This is a genomic window from Bradyrhizobium sp. AZCC 2262 (assembly GCF_036924535.1).
Classification (GTDB): domain Bacteria; phylum Pseudomonadota; class Alphaproteobacteria; order Rhizobiales; family Xanthobacteraceae; genus Bradyrhizobium.
This window is the reverse complement of record NZ_JAZHRT010000001.1, coordinates 2027762-2044647: the sequence shown is the minus strand read 5'-3', so window position 1 is coordinate 2044647 and position 16886 is coordinate 2027762. Positions and strand designations below refer to the sequence as shown.

The window sequence follows — 16886 nt, the reverse complement described above, 5'->3', positions numbered from 1 at the left end:
ATCCTCGGGCCAGGGAGGACGTGGTGATGAAGCTTGGTCTGTCGATCGGCTACTCTGGCGCACATCTCGACGTGCCGGTCGCACTCGTACAGCGCGCAGAGGAGCTGGGTTACGACTCGGTCTGGTCGGCCGAGGCCTACGGCTCCGACGCCATCACGCCGCTCGCATTCCTCGCCGCCGTGACTAAGCGCATCAAGCTCGGCACCGGCATTATGCAGTTGGCCGCGCGCACGCCAGCCAATGCCGCCATGTCGGCCGCCAGCATTGACGCGATGGCCGGCGGCGGCCGCTTCATCGCGGGCCTCGGTGTCTCGGGACCGCAAATCGTCGAGGGCTGGTACGGCCAGCCCTGGGGCAAGCCCTATTATCGGGTCAAGGATTACGTCGCGATCATGCGCAAGATCTTCAGGCGCGAAGATCCCGTGACGCACGAAGGCCGCGAGATCAGCCTGCCCTACAAGGGCGAGGGCTCCGCTGGCCTCGCCAAGCCGCTGAAGTCGATCCTGCACATGAACCCGGACATCCCGATCTATCTCGCCACGGGCGGCGAGGCGATGGTCAAGCTGACGGCTGAGATCGCCGACGGCTGGCTGCCAATGGGGTTCGTGCCGGGCGCCATGGAGGAATACAGCCCGTGGCTGGAGGAAGGCTTCCGCCGCGCTGGCAACGGCAAGAGCTTGAAGGATTTCACAATCCAGGCCTCCGTCCATGTCGAGGTCGACAACGACGTGAAGGGGGCGCTGACGCGCCTCAAGCCGGAGGTGGCGCTGTATGTGGGCGGCATGGGTCACCAGCGCAAGAATTTTCATAACGACATCATGGTCCGGCGCGGCTTCGGCGATGCCGCCAAGCGCATCCAGGAACCATACCTCGCGGGCCACAAGGAAGAAGCCATCGCCACCGTGCCCGACGAGTGGGTCGATCTGAAATCGCTGGTCGGCCCACCGGCGCGTATCCGCGAACGCTACCGCGCATGGGAGGACAGCGGCGCGGATTCGCTCAGCGTGCGATCACGCCAGCCCGAGGCCATCGAGGTGATGGCCAAGGCCGCGCGGCTGAACTGAGGTCCTGACCAGCGGAGAACAAGCGTCATGCGTCCACCCCTTCGCGTCGGCACGGTCTACGATTTCCGCAACACGCCGGAATCGGGCATGGACATGCCGAGCCTGTACGCCACGATCATGGACCAGGTGGTCATGCTCGACGGGCTCGGACTCGATCTCGTGTGGTTCACCGAGCATCATTTCCTCGATGACGGCTACCTGCCTTCGTGGGTGCCAATGGCAGGCGCGATCGCCGCGCGTACCAAACGCGTGCGGCTATCGAGCGACGTCTGTCTGCTGCCGTTCAACCATCCGGTGCGACTGGCCGAGGACCTCGCGGTACTCGACAATATCAGCAATGGCCGCGTCGAGGTAGGCGTCGGCATGGGCTACGCGCCGCACGAGTTCCGCGGTTTCGGTCTGCCCGTCTCGCGCCGCGTGTCAATGACGGACGAAGGCATCGAGGTGTTGCGCCATTGTTTCACTGGCGAAAAGTTCAGTTTCCACGGCAAGCGCTACGATTTCGACGACGTCGTGATCAGGCCGCGCTACGTGCAGCCGGGCGGCCCGCCGCTGTGGATTGCTGCGATGTCGGAGGCCGGCGCGCAACGCGCGGCACGCAATGACGGCAACTTCCTGCCGCAGGGCGCGCGGTCAATGGTGCTCGATCCGTGGCGCGCGACGCTGAAAGCGTCCGGCCGCAACCCCGACAACTATCGTGTCGGCATCATCCGCTCCTGCCTCGTGACCGACGACGCCGAGCGCGACTGGCCGGCCGTGCGCGCCGCCGAGCGCTATCGCGGCCAGGTCTATCGCAGCTTCAACAAGGACGAGAGCGCCGCCGGTGGCGTTTCGGGCAACACGCGGGAAGCCAGCATCCCGCAGACATGGGTGGTAGGCAACGTCGAGCACTGTGTGAAGGAGCTGACATCCTTCGTGCGCGAATACGGCATCACCGACCTCGTCACCTGGGCGGTGCCGCCGGGCATGCGGCCGGAACAGATGAACGGCAGTCTCGAACGCTTCGTGCGCGACGTAGCGCCCCGCGTCAAAGCCGCGGCGGCCTAGCGCATGATCCGAAAAAGTGTTCAGCGGTTTTCCGAAAAGATCATGCGCGAATAGGAATCTAGAGCGGAAGGAAAGACGGCGCATGGGTGTCGGAATCGGACTGGGCTGTGCGGAGTTTCCGTTTTCCGGCGCAGCGGCGTACTGGCGCTGGATCGACATGTGTGAAGCCGGAGGCGTGGATTCGATCTGGCAAACCGACCGGATCGTCGGCCGTCAGCCGTTCCTTGAATCGATGACCACGATGGCGGCCTTGGCCGGGCGCACGCGGCGCATGCGGTTCGGCATGAACGTCGTGTCGCTGGCGTTCCGCGACCCCGTGCTGCTGGCCAAGCAGTGCGCCACCATCGACATGCTGTCCGACGGCCGCCTGCTGCCCGCTTTCGGCATTGGCAGCCCGCTGGCGCCCGAATGGCAGGCGCTCGGCATCGACACCAAGACGCGCGGTCGCAAGACCGACGAGTGCCTCGATATCATCCGTCGCCTGTGGCGAGAGGAGTCGGTCGACTTCAGCGGCGCTTTCTACCAGCTGAAAGGAGTCACCATCGCGCCGAAGCCCGTACAGCCCGACCTGCCGATGTGGATCGGTGGCTCGACTGACGCCGCGATCCGGCGTACGGCGCGCATCGGCACCGGCTGGCAGACCGGCGGCGACCCGCCGGCGGAGGCCGGCCGCGTCGTGGCCGCGATCAAGGCCGCCGCCAGAGAAGCCGGCCGATCCATCGACGAAGATCACTATGGCGCCGGCTTCGCGTTTCACTTCGGCAGCCGGGACGCGCCCGGTGTCGGCAGGTCGATGGACGCCTACGCCAAACGCACCGGGCGTGACGCCACGCACGCGTTCGCGATCGGCGACGCCGACACGATCCTCGCGCGCATCGCCGAATACGTCGACGCCGGCGTGTCGAAGTTCATTTTGCGGCCACTCGGCGGTGATGACGACACAATTCTGGCCCAGACCCGCCTGCTGATCGAGCAGGTGCTTCCCCGCGCGGAAGCGCGCTGGCCGAGACGTCCAAAGACGAGCGATAGATAGCGACACGAAATCCATCGCCGGCCACCTGGTCCGCGAGCAACAACACAAGGGAGTGAACGATGCGCATCGGCGGGGCCATGTTTTTCACCGACTACTCGATGTCGCCGACCGAACTTGCGCGGGCGCTGGAGGACCGCGGCTTCGATTCACTGTGGGTCCCCGAACACTCTCACATTCCGTTGACGCGCAAGTCGGCCTTCCCCAGCGGCGGCGATCTACCAAAGAAATATTACGACGTGATGGACCCCTTCGTGGTGCTGGGTGCGGCTGCAGCGGTGACCAAGACGCTGCTGCTCGGCACCGGCATTTGCCTGATCGCTCAGCGCGATCCGATCCAGACCGCCAAACAGGTCGCTTCGATCGACCAGGTCTCGGGCGGCCGTTTCCTGTTCGGCATCGGCAACGGCTGGAATGAGGACGAGATGGCCAACCACGGCACCGTTTTCGCAAGCCGCCACAAGCTGGCGCGCGAGCGCGTCGAGGCCATGAAGGTGATCTGGACCAAGTCAAAGGCCGAGTACCATGGCGAGTTCGTGAGCTTCGACCCGATGATGACCTGGCCGAAGCCGGTCCAGAAGCCGCATCCACCGATTATCGTCGGCGGCGCCTTCCCGTTCGGCGCGCGGCGCGCCTTGCGCTACGGCGACGGCTGGATGCCCCACCGCACGCGCAGCCAATATGCGGACGTACAGGCCCTGCTGCCAAAATTCCGCGAGATGGCAGCCGAGGCGGGACGCGATCCTGCGTCGGTACCGATCACGATCTGGGGCGCCAGGGAGAACCTCGACCTGCTCAAGCGCGACCGCGACGACGGCGTCTCACGCCTGGTCGTCAGCCTGGATTCCGGCAAGGCCGATATAATCCTGCCGGAACTCGACCGCTGGGCGACGTTGATCCGCCAGCTCGGCAGCTAGATCTAGACGAGCGGCAAGACCTCGGCCCTGAATTTCTGCATGCCTGCGAGGACTTCGTCGGCTGTCGAGCCGCCGAATCCGAAATCGACGCTGCCGACACCCATATCCCGCAGCGCCCTGATATCGGCGGCGACCAGCGCCGGCGGACCGGCGAACAGGCGATGTTCGCCATCACTGGCCTGCGGTGGCGCGGTCTCGCCGAACACCGTGACGCGCAAGCTCAGGCCGACCGCCTTGGGATCGCGCCCCGCTTCGGCGGTCATCTTGCGCAGGCGTGCTTCCTGGGTCTTGAAACGCGCCAGGCTATCGAGCGGATTCTGCGGGTTGGTTCCGATCGGATACCAGGCATCGCCGATGCGCGCAGCCCGCCGCAGCGCCGGACCGCTCTCGCCTCCGACCCAGATCGGCGGATGCGGCTTCTGCACGGGCTTCGGGTCGAAGCCGATATTGGCGAACCGCACATGCTTGCCGTCGAATTTTGGCGCGTCCTTTGTCCAGAGTTCGACGAAGGCGCGCACATATTCGTCGGTTACAGCTCCACGCGTATCGAAATCCGGCGCGTCGATGGCCTCGAACTCCTCCCGCATCCAGCCCGCGCCGATACCGAGCGTCAGCCGGCCACCCGAGAGGACGTCGATGGTCGAGAGAATCCTGGCGGTCAGCACGGCCGGCCGGTGCGGCACCACCATGACTGATGTCACGAGACGCAGCCGCGTCGTTTTAGCGGCAATCCAGGCGATCTCCGTCAGCTGTTCGTGCCGCTCGCCGCGGGTACCGCTGGGGAATTCCCCGGAGGCGCTGTAGGGATATTCGGCCGCGATCGCGGTCGGAATCACGATATGGTCACTGAACGTTGCATAGTCGAAGCCGATCGCCTCGGCGCCAACCACGATTTTCGCAAGGTTATCCGCGGCCGCCAGGGGGCCGGCGGTCGGGGCGTTGAAGCCGATCAGCATTTGTTGCGTCCTTCCCTGCATTGCATTGCTGGCGTCGATGCGACACCATGCGGCCGCCAGCGGGTGGCGGCAAGCGCCTCCCGCAGGAAATGCGACCCTCTACGGGCGGAGATGATGGATTGTGACGGCGGCCGGTAGACAGGCGACACGGCAGCGGTTCGAAGCGCCGCTGGCAGAATTGATGGCAGAAGCTGCGGCCTTGCGCGATTCCGGCCATGGCCGGCTGATCTCCTATTCGCGCAAAGTCTTCATTCCGCTTACCAAACTCTGCCGCGACGTCTGCCACTACTGCACGTTCGCGCAAGTGCCGCGCGTGGGCAAGCCCGTCTACCTCACACCCGACGAGGTGCTCGCCATTGCGCGCGCCGGAGCGGCCGCAGGTTGCACCGAGGCGCTGTTCACGCTGGGCGACAAGCCCGAGTTGCGCTACCAGGCCGCGCGCGACGCATTGAAGGCGCTCGGCCACGAAACGACGATCTCCTATCTCACCGCGATGTGCGCGCTCGTGCTGCGCGAGACCGGATTGCTGCCGCATGCCAATCCCGGCGTGATGACGCGCGAGGAGATCGCCGGCCTGCGCGAGGTCACGGCGAGCCAGGGCATCATGCTGGAGTCCACCAGCGAGCGGCTCTGCAGCCAGGGCGGCGTTCACTACGGCTCTCCGGACAAACATCCGGCAGTCAGGCTGGAAACCCTGCGTCTGGCCGGCGAGCTGAAGGTTCCGTTCACGACCGGCATCCTGATCGGCATCGGCGAGACACGCGACGAGCGGGTCGACGCGCTGGAGGCTATACGGGATCTGCACGCCGCCCATGGTCATATCCAGGAAGTCATCGTCCAGAACTTCCGGGCCAAGCCCGACACCAAGCTCGCCGATTCCGAGGAACCCGATCTCGACGACCTGCTGTGGACCATCGCGACGGCGCGCCTCGTTCTCGGGCCCGACATGAACATCCAGGCGCCGCCAAATCTGTCGCCCGGAGTCTATCAAGAACTAATGGACGCGGGGCTCAACGATTGGGGCGGCATCTCGCCGGTCACGCCCGATCACGTGAACCCCGAAGCGCCGTGGCCTGCCATTGCCGAACTTGCCCGCAAGAGTGCGGAGGCCGGTAAGCTGCTGGTGAACCGCTTGCCCGTTTATCCCGCCTATGTACGCGTCGCCGACACGTGGCTGGCTCCCGACATCGCCACCCGCGTGCGGCGCATGAGCGACGCTGAAGGCTTCGCGCGCGACGATGACTGGGCACCGGGCAACACCAAGCCGCCACCGGCGCCGCTGGTGCTCGCTCGCGGCGTCGACGATGGAATCGCTGGAATCGTTGAGCGTGCCACATCGGGCGAACGGCTCACCTCGAACGACATCGTACGCCTGTTCGCGGCGCGCGACGCCGACTACCGGCACGTCACGCAGGCTGCCGACGCGCTGCGGCGCGCGGTCAGTGGCGATGTCGTGCGTTACGTCGTGAACCGCAACATCAATTACACAAACATTTGCTACTTCCGGTGCAAGTTTTGCGCCTTCTCGAAAGGCCGCACGCACGACGATCTGCGCGGCTCACCATATGATCTCGCCATCGAGGAAATCACGCGTCGCTCGATCGAGGCGTGGGATCGCGGGGCGACGGAAGTGTGCCTGCAAGGCGGCATCCATCCCGACTACACCGGCGCCACCTACGAAGCGATCTGCCGGGCGATCAAGGCGATCGTCCCCGAGATGCACATCCACGCCTTCTCGGCTCTGGAAGTCACGCAAGGTGCGGCCACGCTCGGACTATCGGTCCACGCGTTCCTCGCCAGGCTGAAGGCGGCTGGTCTCGGCACCCTGCCCGGAACGGCGGCGGAAATTCTCGACGATGGCATACGCGCCATCATCTGCCCCGACAAGATCAACACCGGGCAGTGGCTCGACGTGCAGCGCGCCGCCCACCAGGCCGGATTGCGTACCACCTCGACCATCATGTACGGGCACGTCGAAACCTCAAATTCGTGGGCGAAACATCTGCTTGCGCTGCGCGACTTGCAGGCTGAAACCGGCGGCTTCACCGAGTTCGTGCCGCTTCCCTTTGTCCACATGGAAGCGCCGATGTACCGCCACGGCATGGCGCGCCCCGGCCCGACATTCCGCGAAGCCGTGCTCATGCATGCCGTCGCGCGGCTGGCCCTGCATCCGCTGATATCAAACATCCAGACGTCGTGGGTGAAGATGGGGCCGGCGGGCGCCGCGATCTGCCTGAAGTCCGGCGCCAACGATCTCGGTGGCACGCTGATGAATGAGAGCATCTCGCGCGCCGCCGGCACCCAGCACGGCCAGGAGTTTCCGCCTCACGACATGGAAGCGCTCATCCACTCGATTGGCCGCGAGCCGATGCAACGCAACACTCTCTATCGGCCGGTGCCGGAAGACCGTCGAGCGGCATCCATGATCGCGGCCGACCTGGAACCGATCGTGCAAACGCCGGCGCGCAAGAAGGCGGCGGTCGGTTAGGTGATGCCCCGCTCCGCGAGCAGCGCGGGCACGCCAAGTTCTTCGAGCAGCGTGCGGGTACGCGTGCCGGCTGATTGCGGCAGGCGGAGGAAAAGCGCCAAATCGACCGGATGGTCGATATCCATCGCGATTCCGGGCTGACGGATCACAGTCGGCTCGATGCCCTGCAGACGCGCGGCGTCGAGGTGCGGGAAGTAGCTGTTATCGCCGAAGCGAAGCGGCACCGATTCCGGTGGTGAGCAGCCGACGGCATTGGATCCGAGATCGTCATGCGCGGGCGAGATCGTGAAAGAGGGCGCGGCGCGATGCGCCGATAACACCGCGTCTATCTCGCTCGCGCGAGTGGCTGGAATGTCGCCGGGCATCGTGATCATGCCACTACGCCCTTCGCCCGCGAGAAGGCGGCGGCCGACGTTCACGCTGCCGGTATGTCCGTCCCGCGCCCCCTCGGTCACGATCCGCGCACCGATCTTCTTGCCAAGCGCCGTCGCATGCGGATCGAGCGTGACGATCATCACGCCGGCCAGGAGCCGGGAGCCGGCAACGGCGTCGAGCATGTCCGTCAGCATGATCTCGGCGAGAAGCCGGCGTTCTGGCGGCGACAGCAGGCCCGACAGCCGATGCTTGGCGCCATTGAACTCCTTGACCGGAATGACCGCCCAGATGTCGCTCATCGCAGCAGGGCCAGCGCGTCCGCCGCATCAAGCGTCACGCGCGCCAGCGTCTCCCGGTCATGCAGGCTCGTCATCAGGGTCTTGGCGATCGTGACGCGCGCGCCAATCTTGCCGATCCCATCGGCGTCGGCATGGTCGACGATATAGCCATCCAGCAGATCGCCGTAGCGAGCGGCAACGCCGGCGGCACCGGCCTCGAGGCCAAGTTCGCGCATCATCTTCGCGGTCGGGCCCTTGACGGCCTGCCCGCCGATGATTGGCGACACCGCGACGACTGGTGCGCCACTCGCCTTGATCGCATCGCGCATGCCCGGGATCGCCAGGATCGGTTCGACGCTGATAAAGGGATTCGACGGACAGACGATCACGGCCCGTACGTCGCCCGAGCGTAACGCCGCCGTGATGTCGGCGTGCGGCCGGGCGAGCATCACGCCGTCGAATGCCAGCTCATGGACAACCGGCCGGCACTGCTGGCGCACGAAATAGTCCTGGAAGTCGATCCAGCCCGCGTCGCCGCGCACGCGGGTACGCACGCGGTCGTCGCTCATCGGCACCACGCGGGCACCGATGCCGAGGCGCCGGCAAATGTCTGATGTCACCTCGGACAGTGTCTGCCCCAAGCGCAGGCGACGGGTGCGCTCGACATGCAAGGCGAGATCGCGATCGCCGAGCCGAAACCAGTCCTCGCCACCGAGTGCGCCGATGCTGTCCATGAACGACCAGGTCTCGTCGCGCCGGCCCCAGCCGGTGGCAGGATTATCGATGCCCGCCAGAGCGTAGGTCAGCGTGTCGATATCGGGCGAGATGCTCAATCCAAGATGCTCGAAATCGTCGCCGGTGTTGGCGACCACGAGCAGCTCGTCGGCCGGCAGGACGCGGCTCAGACCGAGCGCCAGTTTGGCCCCGCCGACCCCGCCGGACAGCGCCATGACAAGTCGTTTGCTCATCGGAACATGTCCTCGGCAGCCGGGCGCACCAACTCGGACGCAGCATTGTCGGGACCGCGCCATGTCAGACCGCGCACGATCACGACAGGATGGCCTTCGGCACCCTGCCCCATTACCAGCGACGCTGCAGCAGCGATCTCATCCGCATGCCCGGTGATGCTGACCTGAAGCTCGCGGCCGAACAGATCGGGCGAGCCACGCAAATCCATCAGCGACGGAAGGCCGGCGGCGCCAATCGCAACGCCGCAGGTACCGCGCCGCCAGGCACGGCCGAAGCTGTCGCTAATGATCACGGCGACCGGCACGCCGAACGTCAGCGACAGGCGCTCCTTCAATATCGCCGCGCTGCCGTCGGGATCGACCGGCAGCAGCAGGGCTTGTTGGGGGTCATCGGGCGACGCCACGTTGGACTGGTCGATGCCCGCATTGGCTACCACGAAGCCCAGCCGGTGCTCGACGATCAGGAGACCCGGCCTTGTCCGCACAACGCGAACCGATTCCGACAGGATCAGTTCGACCAGGCGTGGATCCTTCTGGACGTTACCGGCGAGTTCGATCGCCTCAGTCGAGGGTTTGACGGTCGCGAGATCAACCATGCGTCCTTCGGCCTTGGACACGATCTTCTGTGCCAGCACGAAGACGTCGCCGCCACGTGGCACGATGCCACCGCGCGCCAGCCCCGCGCCGATCAAGGCGACGAGATCGTCGTCCTTGCGCACCAGCGGAATGCCGGGGACGGCCAGGAGCTCGACGGCGTTGCTGCGTTGCATCGGTCGGTCCCGCGTGCTCAACCGAAACGCTTGCGGAGGCGCGGCAGCACGTGCTCACCGTAGAGTTTCAGAAAGCGCGCCTGGTCTGGTCCCGGCGCATGAAACACCAGATTCCGGAAGCCGAGACCGACATAGTAGCCGACCCGCTCGACGTGCTCGTCGGCGTCGCTGGACACGATCCATCGACTGGCGGCGCGCTCCAGCGGCAGCGCGTCGGCGAGGCGCTGCATCTCGATGGGATCCTCGACCGTCATCTTTTCCTCCGGCGTCAGCGCCAGCGCCGCCCAGTGGCGCGTGTCCTCGAGCGCACGCACCTTGTCGGTATCGAACGACACCTTGACCTCGATCATGCGATCGTAGGGCTTCGACGGATCCTCCGACGCTGCGATGCCCTCGGCGACCTTCGGCAACAGGGTCTCGGTGTAGAGCTCCGGCTTCTTGCCGCTCGTGCAAATGAACCCCTCGGCGGAGCGGCCGGCGTAACGCGCGACGAGAGCACCTGCGGCAGCGACATAGATCGGCACCGGCGTATCCGGGCGGTCGTAGATCGTCGCCTTCTCGGTCTTGTAGTACTGGCCCTCGAAGCTGACCCGCTCCTGGGTCCAGAGCGCCCTGATCAGCGTGACGGACTCACGCAGGCGAGCGAAGCGCTCCTTGAATTCCGGCCAGGGCTGGCCGGTTGAAGGCACTTCGTTGAGCCCTTCGCCGGTGCCGATGCCGAGCACGACGCGTCCCGGGAACATCGCGCCCATCGTCCCAAACGCCTGGGCGACGATGGAAGGATGGTAGCGGAAAGTCGGCGTCAGCACGCTGGTGCCGATAACGACGCGCGACGTTCGAGCGCCCAGCGCGCCCAGCCACGTCAGCGAAAAGGGCGCGTGGCCGTCGACGTGCTTCCATGGCTGAAAGTGATCGCTGATGAAGACCGAATCGAACCCGACTTCCTCGGCAAGACACGAGAAGCCCAGCAACTTGCCCGGCGCGAACTGCTCCGCCGATGCCTTGTATCCGAGCTTGATCACCGCAAATCTCCTGGCTGGCGCCGGCCGATGCCGAGGCCATGGTACCCGTCGTGGAAATCTATAGATTAGCGGGAAAGCAGCGACCAGCCAAAAAGGGGAAGCGACCATGCATCTCGGAATAGCCCTGCCCTTCGGCGACATCGGTGGCGATGGCCCGATCGTGCGCGAATTCGCTGAGCTCGCCGAGGCCGAAGGTTACGACGGTCTGACGCTGGCGGACCACGTGCTCGGCGGCAACCCGGCGAACCCCGCCAGCGGCCGTGCGGGTGGGCTTGGCCTGTTCCACGATCCCTTCGTGGCGTTCGGCTTCATCGCTGCCTGCACGAAAAAGGTCGAACTCTCGACCCAGGTGCTGATCCTCGCGCAGCGCCAGACGGTGCTGGTTGCCAAACAGGCCGCCAGTCTCGACGTGCTCAGCGGCGGCCGCTTCCGGTTCGGCATCGGCGTAGGCTGGAATGAGATGGAATTCGTCGGTCTCAACGAGAATTTCCACAACAGGGGCAAGCGGTCCGAGGAACAGGTCCAGGTGATGAAAGCGCTGTGGGCCGATCCCTACGTTACGTTCGAGGGCAAGTGGCACCGCCTCCCGGACGCTGGCATCAATCCCCGGCCGCCACAGCGCAAAATACCGCTGTGGTTCGGCGGTCACATGGACGTGACGCTGCAGCGGATCGCAAAGTGGGGCGACGGCTGGATGATGCTGTCTGAACCGCCGGGATCCAAGGCCGTCGCCGAATTCGACAAGCTGCGCCGCCTGGTGGAATCCGAGGGGCGTGATCCGGCGTCGGTTGGCCTCGAAGTCTGGACCTCAACCGGCACCGGCACCGAAAAGGACTGGCGCGAGGAAATCAGCTTCTGGAAGCAAGCCGGCGTCACGCATGTCACGTTGCACAACACCTTCGGTGGCTACCACCACAAGCGCATGGCCGGCCGAAGCATGACCGACCATGTCAACGCGATGCGCCGCTACCGCACCGCCGTCGCCGATTTGCTCTGAGGGCGGACACACGCGCCTCAGGTATCTGCGAGCGCGGCCAGCATGCGGTCGCGGGCGACGAAATCGCCATCGGCGTGGACGGGCTGCAGGCAGACATGTGTGGCACCGGCCGTGAAGTGCGCCCGCAAGCCGCGCCTGACCGCGTCGGCATCGCCCCAGAGAACCATCGCATCGATGAACCGGTCGCTGCCGCCGTCGGCAAGCTCATCCTCGGTGAAGCCCTGGCGCAGCCAGCTGTTGCGATAGTTCGGCAACACCATGTAGCGCGATAGCTCCTTGCGCCCAAGCGCCCGCGCCTTCGCGGGATCGGTCTCGATCGTTATTTTCTGCTCCACCGCGAGCCACTTCGATGGTCCAAGGATCGCGGCGGCTTCAGCCGTATGCCTTGGTGTCACGTTATATGGGACAGCGCCGCGCGACTTGGCAGCGCTGAGCGCCAGCATCTTCGGTCCGAGTGCGGCAACCACGACTGGCAATTCGCCGGCGGGCGCTGACTTGTTGAGGCCGTCGAGATAGGCACTCATCGCCGCCAACGGCTTGTCGTAGCGATGGCCACGCAACCCCTCCACCATCGGAATGTGGCTGACGCCGAGACCGAGAACGAACCGGTCGCCGTAGAGCGCGTTCAGCGAGATCAAGGCGCGCTGCGCGGTAAAGGAATCGCGTGCATAGATGTTGGCGATCGAACTGCCGATCGTCAACTTCTCGCTGCACGACAGCAGCCAGGCCGCCAGCGACATCGACTCATAGCCTCGCGATTCCGGGTACCACAGGTTCGAGTAGCCATTATTCTCAACCGTGCGCACGAAATCGCGCAGCTGCGATCCGTCGAGCTTATCGGTGCTGTACCACACGCCAAGGCGTCCGAGTTTCATGTCGATTGCCTCCGGTTAAAGGTGCGTGCGAGCCGCTATCGCGCTGTCAAAAGGGGCGAAGCCGCGCGAATTGCGATTACGTCGCTGTGGCGGTCGGCCACCACATACCCTACTGGACTGGATCCAGCACGACCACAGGTATCTCGCGCTCAGTCTTGAGCTGATAGTCGGCGTAGGGCGGCCAAAATTCGAGCGCCTTTTTCCAAAGTCGGAGGCGTTCCTCGCCCTCCGTCGTCCTGGCCCGCGCCTTCATCTTCTTGGTCCCGACTTGTACTTCAACATCGGGGTTCGCAAGAATGTTGCGATACCAGCCTGGGTGTTCGGGCGCGCCTCCCTTTGAGGCGACTACGAAGCAACTGCCGCCGTCCATTCCGTAAAACAGTGGAAATATGAACTTGTCGCCAGACTTGCGGCCGGCAGTGGTCAGCAGCAGCGACGGCACCGTCAGCTCACCTCGCTGCGGCACCGTTACCTTGTACATGTGCCCGTCGGTTCCGCCGCTCGAAAGATAGCGGTTCGCGTGCTCGAGCATCCAGTCCGGCAGGTTCGGAGCGAGTTTCGCTTCAGCCATCGTGCTCTCCCGTAAAGCAGAAGGAAACATACCATCGGGCGCCGGATTGGCCAAATCCGAATTCAAGAACAAGCCCGATTTGGCGCTTATAGGGGACGACGCTGGTCGGCTTTGCGCCAAAATCAGTCGTCCCAGGGAAGTCTTTTGAACCAGAACCGACGGGTTGACGCAGTATTATTCCAGCATCGCTTATGACACGCCAATCGATGCACTGGATGCTGCGGAACGCTGCGTTGTCTGGCTGGCCTTTGTCCTCGTGCAGAAACCAGAACTGAGAATACGTATCGGTTTGGGGTAGTCGTAAGCGAGCGTTTCACGTCCATCAAATGCGAACGAATGAATGACCGCCGTGAAGCCAACAATCGCTCATTCCGTGAATTGAACCCTCGGCAATACTCCAGCCAATGCGGTCGAAAGGATTGATCTCAAATCACACCTGACGTGCGCAAATCTTCGATTTCCGCGCTGCTGAGTTCGAGCAGGCCCTTGTAGATATCCTCGTTTTGGGAACCCAGCCCCGCGCCCAGCCAACGGATCTCGCCAGGCGTCCCTGACAGTCGTGGCACAACATTGGGAACCGCGATCTCACCCGCGCGTGAGTCAGTCATCTGGATGTTTCCCCGCGCCCGATACTGCGGATCCCTAAAGATATCCGCGATGCTGTAGATCAGGCTGGCCGGCACGCCTCCTCGCGAACAAAGCGCAAGAACTGTATCGAGATCGAGCGATGCGACCCATATCGCAACAATCCGGTTAACCTCGTCACGGGCGGCAAGGCGCAGCTGCTGCGGACCGTATCGTTCCGCCGAAGCCAGCTCCGGCTGTTCCATCACCTCCGCCAGGCGCGCGAACATCTGGTCGCTGGTGCAGGCGATCGCGATCCACTTGCCGTCCTTGGTCTGATAGTGGCTGTGCGGACAGACATTCACCGTGTCCGCGCCCATCCGTTCCCGCACGTAGCCGAACTTCTGATAGGCTGGCGCAATCTCGTCGAGCACGCGAAACACCGATTCGTAAAGCGCGAGATCGACGCATTGGCCTACGCCGGTCGCCTCGCGGGCCCGCAGCGCGACCAGTGCACCGATCGCGCCATACATGCCCGACATGTAATCAGCCAGCGACGTCGAACCGGGAACGACGGGAATGCCGCCGGGCTCGCCGGCCAGATAGGTCAGGCCGGAAAACGCGTGCGCGATGCGGGCAAAGCCCGGCTGCGTCCGCATCGGTCCATCCTGCCCATAGGCCGAGATGCGTACCAGAATCGCGCCGGGATTGATCTTCTTGAGGTCCTCATAGCCGAGCCCCCATTTTTCCAGCGTGCCGGGGCGAAAATTCTCGACAATGATGTCGCACTTCGCGGCGAGTTGCTTCAGCAGCTCCCGCCCGCGTTCGCTCGCAAGGTTCAGCGTCACGCATTTCTTGTTACGGGCTTCGGAGAGCCACACCAGCGTATCGCCGCAATCGGTATTGGTGCCGAGACGCCGAAGCGAGTCGCCGGTCTTCGGCGGCTCGATCTTGATGACCTCGGCGCCGAACTCACCGAGAATGGTGGCGCAATGCGGCCCGGCGATGAACGTGCCGAGGTCGAGTACTCGAATTCCCCCAAGTGCGCTCACAGCTTTCCTCCAATGCTCGCTGCCCGGTCCAGCAATTTCCGGGCGAGCTTGACGTGCATGAGATCGACCATCTCGCCGTTCTTGTCCTTCACCGCGCCGCGCCCTTCGCGCTCGGCCGCCGCCATCGCTTCGATCACCTCGTTGGCCCAGGCGACCTGGCCGGCGGTTGGCGTCAGCACCTCGTGAATCGTCTCGATCTGCGATGGGTGGATCGCCATCTTGCCTTCGAAGCCGAGTGCGCCGGCCCGCTTTGCGGCGGCACGCAATCCGTCGACGTCACGGATTCCCGAGAAAGGACCGTCGATCGGAAGCAGCCCAAAGGCGCGGCAAGCATTGGCGATCCGCGCGGTGGCGAAATGCCAGAGATCGTTCCAGTGCCGCTCCCGCGCGTTGCGGCCGTCATCGTCGGTCAGCACCACATAATCGGCGGAAGGCGCGCCGACTGCACGCTGAAAGCTTCCGAGATCGAGCTGATAATCGCCGCCGCCGAACACCAGCGCATGGAGCACGCCGCCGGCCTGCGCGATGGCCTCGACATTGGCGACGCCGCGCGGCGTTTCGATCAAGCCCATGATCCCGGCTTTGCGGTCGCGAGAAGCCGCCACCTCCGCGGACCGGATCATGACTTCGACGGCGTGTACCTCGCCGGGCGTTTCGCATTTCGGCAGCAGGATATAGTCGAGCCGCGGACAGGCCTCGACCACGTCGAGGATGTCGCGGCATCCCCATGACGTACCGAGCCCGTTGACGCGCACCGCGACGATGCGCCCACCCCAGTCCAGACCGTTGATCGCCGCAATCGCATCCGCCCGCGCCTTTGGCTTGAGCACGTTGATGACCGCGTCTTCAAGGTCGATGAAGATCGCATCCGCAGGGCCCTGCGCGGCCTTTTCAAGGAAACGGGGTGATGTAGCGGGAACGGCGAGCAGCGATCGAAATGTCCGGGATTTCATGAATATCTCATATTCGGGTTGCTGGACGCGAGGCGCATCACGGATTTCCGCGTTGCGCCATTGCCGCGGTGGCTCTGGGGGTCGATGCCGAGCATCCGGGCGATCTCGTGCGATGCGGCAACCGCGCTCTCCGGATCAATCCCGGTCTCGATGCCCATCTCGGCCAGCATCGCGACCAGGTCTTCGGTCGGAAAATTCCCGACGGAGCCGAGCTTGGTCGGCATCGCGATCCCGCCGCCGATTCCGCAGATCGCGCCTTCCAGCCATTGGACGCCGGCGTCGAGCGCCGCGAGAATATTGGCCGTCGCCATGCCCGAGAGATTGTGGATGTGGAATCCGAAACCGGCGTCCGGAAACAGATCGCCAAGTCGCATGAACAGCCGGTTGACATGCGCGGGATCTTCCATCCCAAGGGAGCCCGCGAGGTAGAAGCGGCGGATACCACCACCATGCAGGCGCCGCACCACGGCGATGACGTCATCTTCCGCAATCAGGCCCTCATACGCGCACCAGAACGCCATGCCGAGCGCCATTACGAACGGGGTTTGGCCCCCTTCGGCGATCCGGAACGATTCGAGATTTTGCTCGATCGCCTGGTCGATCGTCATGTTCTGGTTCTTGCGGGTGTAGGTCGCGCTGATCGTGATCAGGCCGAGCATTTCATCGACACGTACTTTCACGGCCCGCTCGGCCCCGCGGGCGTTGGGAACCAGAGCGCGATACACTGTTCCAGGCCGCCGCTTGATGCGCTGGAAAACCTCTTCGGCATCACGCAGATGCGGAATGATCTTCGGATGGGCAAAGTTGGAAGCTTCGATGACAGGCAGCCCCAGTTCGGAGAGGCGATCGATCATGGCGACCTTGACGTCCGTATCGATCCAACGCGGAAAGCTCTGCAGACCGTCGCGCGGTCCGACCTCGGCAATGACGATTTTTTTGGGGAGTTTGAGCGCCATGGA

The 16886-nt window shown here is 64.4% G+C and carries 16 protein-coding genes; 6 read left to right on the top strand and 10 right to left on the bottom strand.

Annotated features, from left to right (window positions below; translation table 11 throughout):
• Nucleotides 1-26 precede the first annotated feature (26 nt).
• From V1283_RS09660 to V1283_RS09645, 4 genes are all read left to right on the top strand, one after another.
• Nucleotides 27-1064, top strand: coding sequence for an LLM class F420-dependent oxidoreductase (locus tag V1283_RS09660; RefSeq protein ID WP_334386208.1), 1038 nt, complete (start codon nt 27-29; stop codon nt 1062-1064).
• 27 nt (nt 1065-1091) lie between these two features.
• Nucleotides 1092-2111, top strand: coding sequence for an LLM class flavin-dependent oxidoreductase (locus V1283_RS09655; protein ID WP_334386207.1), 1020 nt, complete (start codon nt 1092-1094; stop codon nt 2109-2111).
• An 82-nt stretch (nt 2112-2193) separates the two neighbouring features.
• On the top strand, nt 2194-3144 hold the full coding sequence (locus V1283_RS09650; protein ID WP_334386206.1) for an LLM class flavin-dependent oxidoreductase: 951 nt from the start codon (nt 2194-2196) through the stop codon (nt 3142-3144).
• 59 nt (nt 3145-3203) lie between these two features.
• On the top strand, nt 3204-4058 hold the full coding sequence (locus V1283_RS09645; RefSeq protein ID WP_334386205.1) for an LLM class F420-dependent oxidoreductase: 855 nt from the start codon (nt 3204-3206) through the stop codon (nt 4056-4058).
• A 2-nt stretch (nt 4059-4060) separates the two neighbouring features.
• On the opposite strand, the gene V1283_RS09640 is transcribed toward V1283_RS09645, so the two are convergent.
• Entirely contained in the window at nt 4061-5014 is a 954-nt protein-coding gene (locus V1283_RS09640) for a TIGR03619 family F420-dependent LLM class oxidoreductase (RefSeq protein ID WP_334386204.1), read from the bottom strand.
• Between the two features lie 181 nt (nt 5015-5195).
• On the opposite strand from V1283_RS09640, the gene cofH reads away from it, so the two are divergent.
• Nucleotides 5196-7502, top strand: coding sequence for a 5-amino-6-(D-ribitylamino)uracil--L-tyrosine 4-hydroxyphenyl transferase CofH (cofH, locus tag V1283_RS09635; RefSeq protein WP_334386203.1), 2307 nt, complete (start codon nt 5196-5198; stop codon nt 7500-7502).
• Here the strand turns inward: cofH and cofC are convergent.
• Genes cofC through fgd form a run of 4 tightly spaced genes read right to left on the bottom strand, consistent with a single transcriptional unit; the run spans nt 7499 to nt 10915 of the window.
• Entirely contained in the window at nt 7499-8176 is a 678-nt protein-coding gene (cofC, locus tag V1283_RS09630; RefSeq protein WP_334386202.1) for a 2-phospho-L-lactate guanylyltransferase, read from the bottom strand. The two genes, cofH and cofC, sit on opposite strands and share 4 nt — an antisense overlap.
• A complete protein-coding gene (cofD, locus tag V1283_RS09625) occupies nt 8173-9105 on the bottom strand; it encodes a 2-phospho-L-lactate transferase (protein ID WP_334386200.1) in 933 nt (310 codons plus the stop codon). Before cofD ends, cofC begins: the two co-directional genes overlap by 4 nt.
• 14 nt (nt 9106-9119) lie before the next feature.
• A complete protein-coding gene (gene cofE, locus V1283_RS09620) occupies nt 9120-9893 on the bottom strand; it encodes a coenzyme F420-0:L-glutamate ligase (protein WP_334386199.1) in 774 nt (257 codons plus the stop codon).
• A gap of 17 nt (nt 9894-9910) precedes the next feature.
• Complete coding sequence (gene fgd, locus V1283_RS09615) at nt 9911-10915, bottom strand: glucose-6-phosphate dehydrogenase (coenzyme-F420) (RefSeq protein ID WP_334386198.1); 1005 nt, start codon at nt 10913-10915, stop codon at nt 9911-9913.
• A gap of 106 nt (nt 10916-11021) precedes the next feature.
• Between fgd and V1283_RS09610 the strand changes: the two genes are divergently transcribed.
• The gene (locus V1283_RS09610; protein ID WP_334386197.1) at nt 11022-11912 is read left to right on the top strand and encodes an LLM class F420-dependent oxidoreductase; all 891 of its coding nucleotides are present in this window, start codon (nt 11022-11024) and stop codon (nt 11910-11912) included.
• 17 nt (nt 11913-11929) lie between these two features.
• Here the strand turns inward: V1283_RS09610 and V1283_RS09605 are convergent, their stop codons facing one another.
• The 5 genes from V1283_RS09605 to V1283_RS09585 all read right to left on the bottom strand — a co-directional run bounded on the left by V1283_RS09605 (nt 11930) and on the right by V1283_RS09585 (nt 16883).
• Nucleotides 11930-12787 carry a TIGR03620 family F420-dependent LLM class oxidoreductase gene (locus V1283_RS09605; protein WP_334386196.1) on the bottom strand — a complete coding sequence of 286 codons (858 nt, stop codon included), beginning with the start codon at nt 12785-12787 and terminating at the stop codon, nt 11930-11932.
• A 109-nt stretch (nt 12788-12896) separates the two neighbouring features.
• Nucleotides 12897-13358 (bottom strand): nitroreductase family deazaflavin-dependent oxidoreductase, encoded by a 462-nt coding sequence (locus V1283_RS09600; protein ID WP_334386195.1) that lies wholly within the window; start codon nt 13356-13358, stop codon nt 12897-12899.
• A gap of 425 nt (nt 13359-13783) precedes the next feature.
• A complete protein-coding gene (locus tag V1283_RS09595) occupies nt 13784-14974 on the bottom strand; it encodes a CaiB/BaiF CoA transferase family protein (RefSeq protein WP_334386194.1) in 1191 nt (396 codons plus the stop codon).
• Complete coding sequence (locus tag V1283_RS09590) at nt 14971-15927, bottom strand: HpcH/HpaI aldolase/citrate lyase family protein (RefSeq protein ID WP_334386193.1); 957 nt, start codon at nt 15925-15927, stop codon at nt 14971-14973. Before V1283_RS09590 ends, V1283_RS09595 begins: the two co-directional genes overlap by 4 nt.
• On the bottom strand, nt 15924-16883 hold the full coding sequence (locus V1283_RS09585; RefSeq protein ID WP_334386192.1) for a hydroxymethylglutaryl-CoA lyase: 960 nt from the start codon (nt 16881-16883) through the stop codon (nt 15924-15926). The genes V1283_RS09590 and V1283_RS09585 overlap by 4 nt, the downstream gene beginning before the upstream one ends.
• Between the last annotated feature and the right edge of the window lie 3 nt (nt 16884-16886).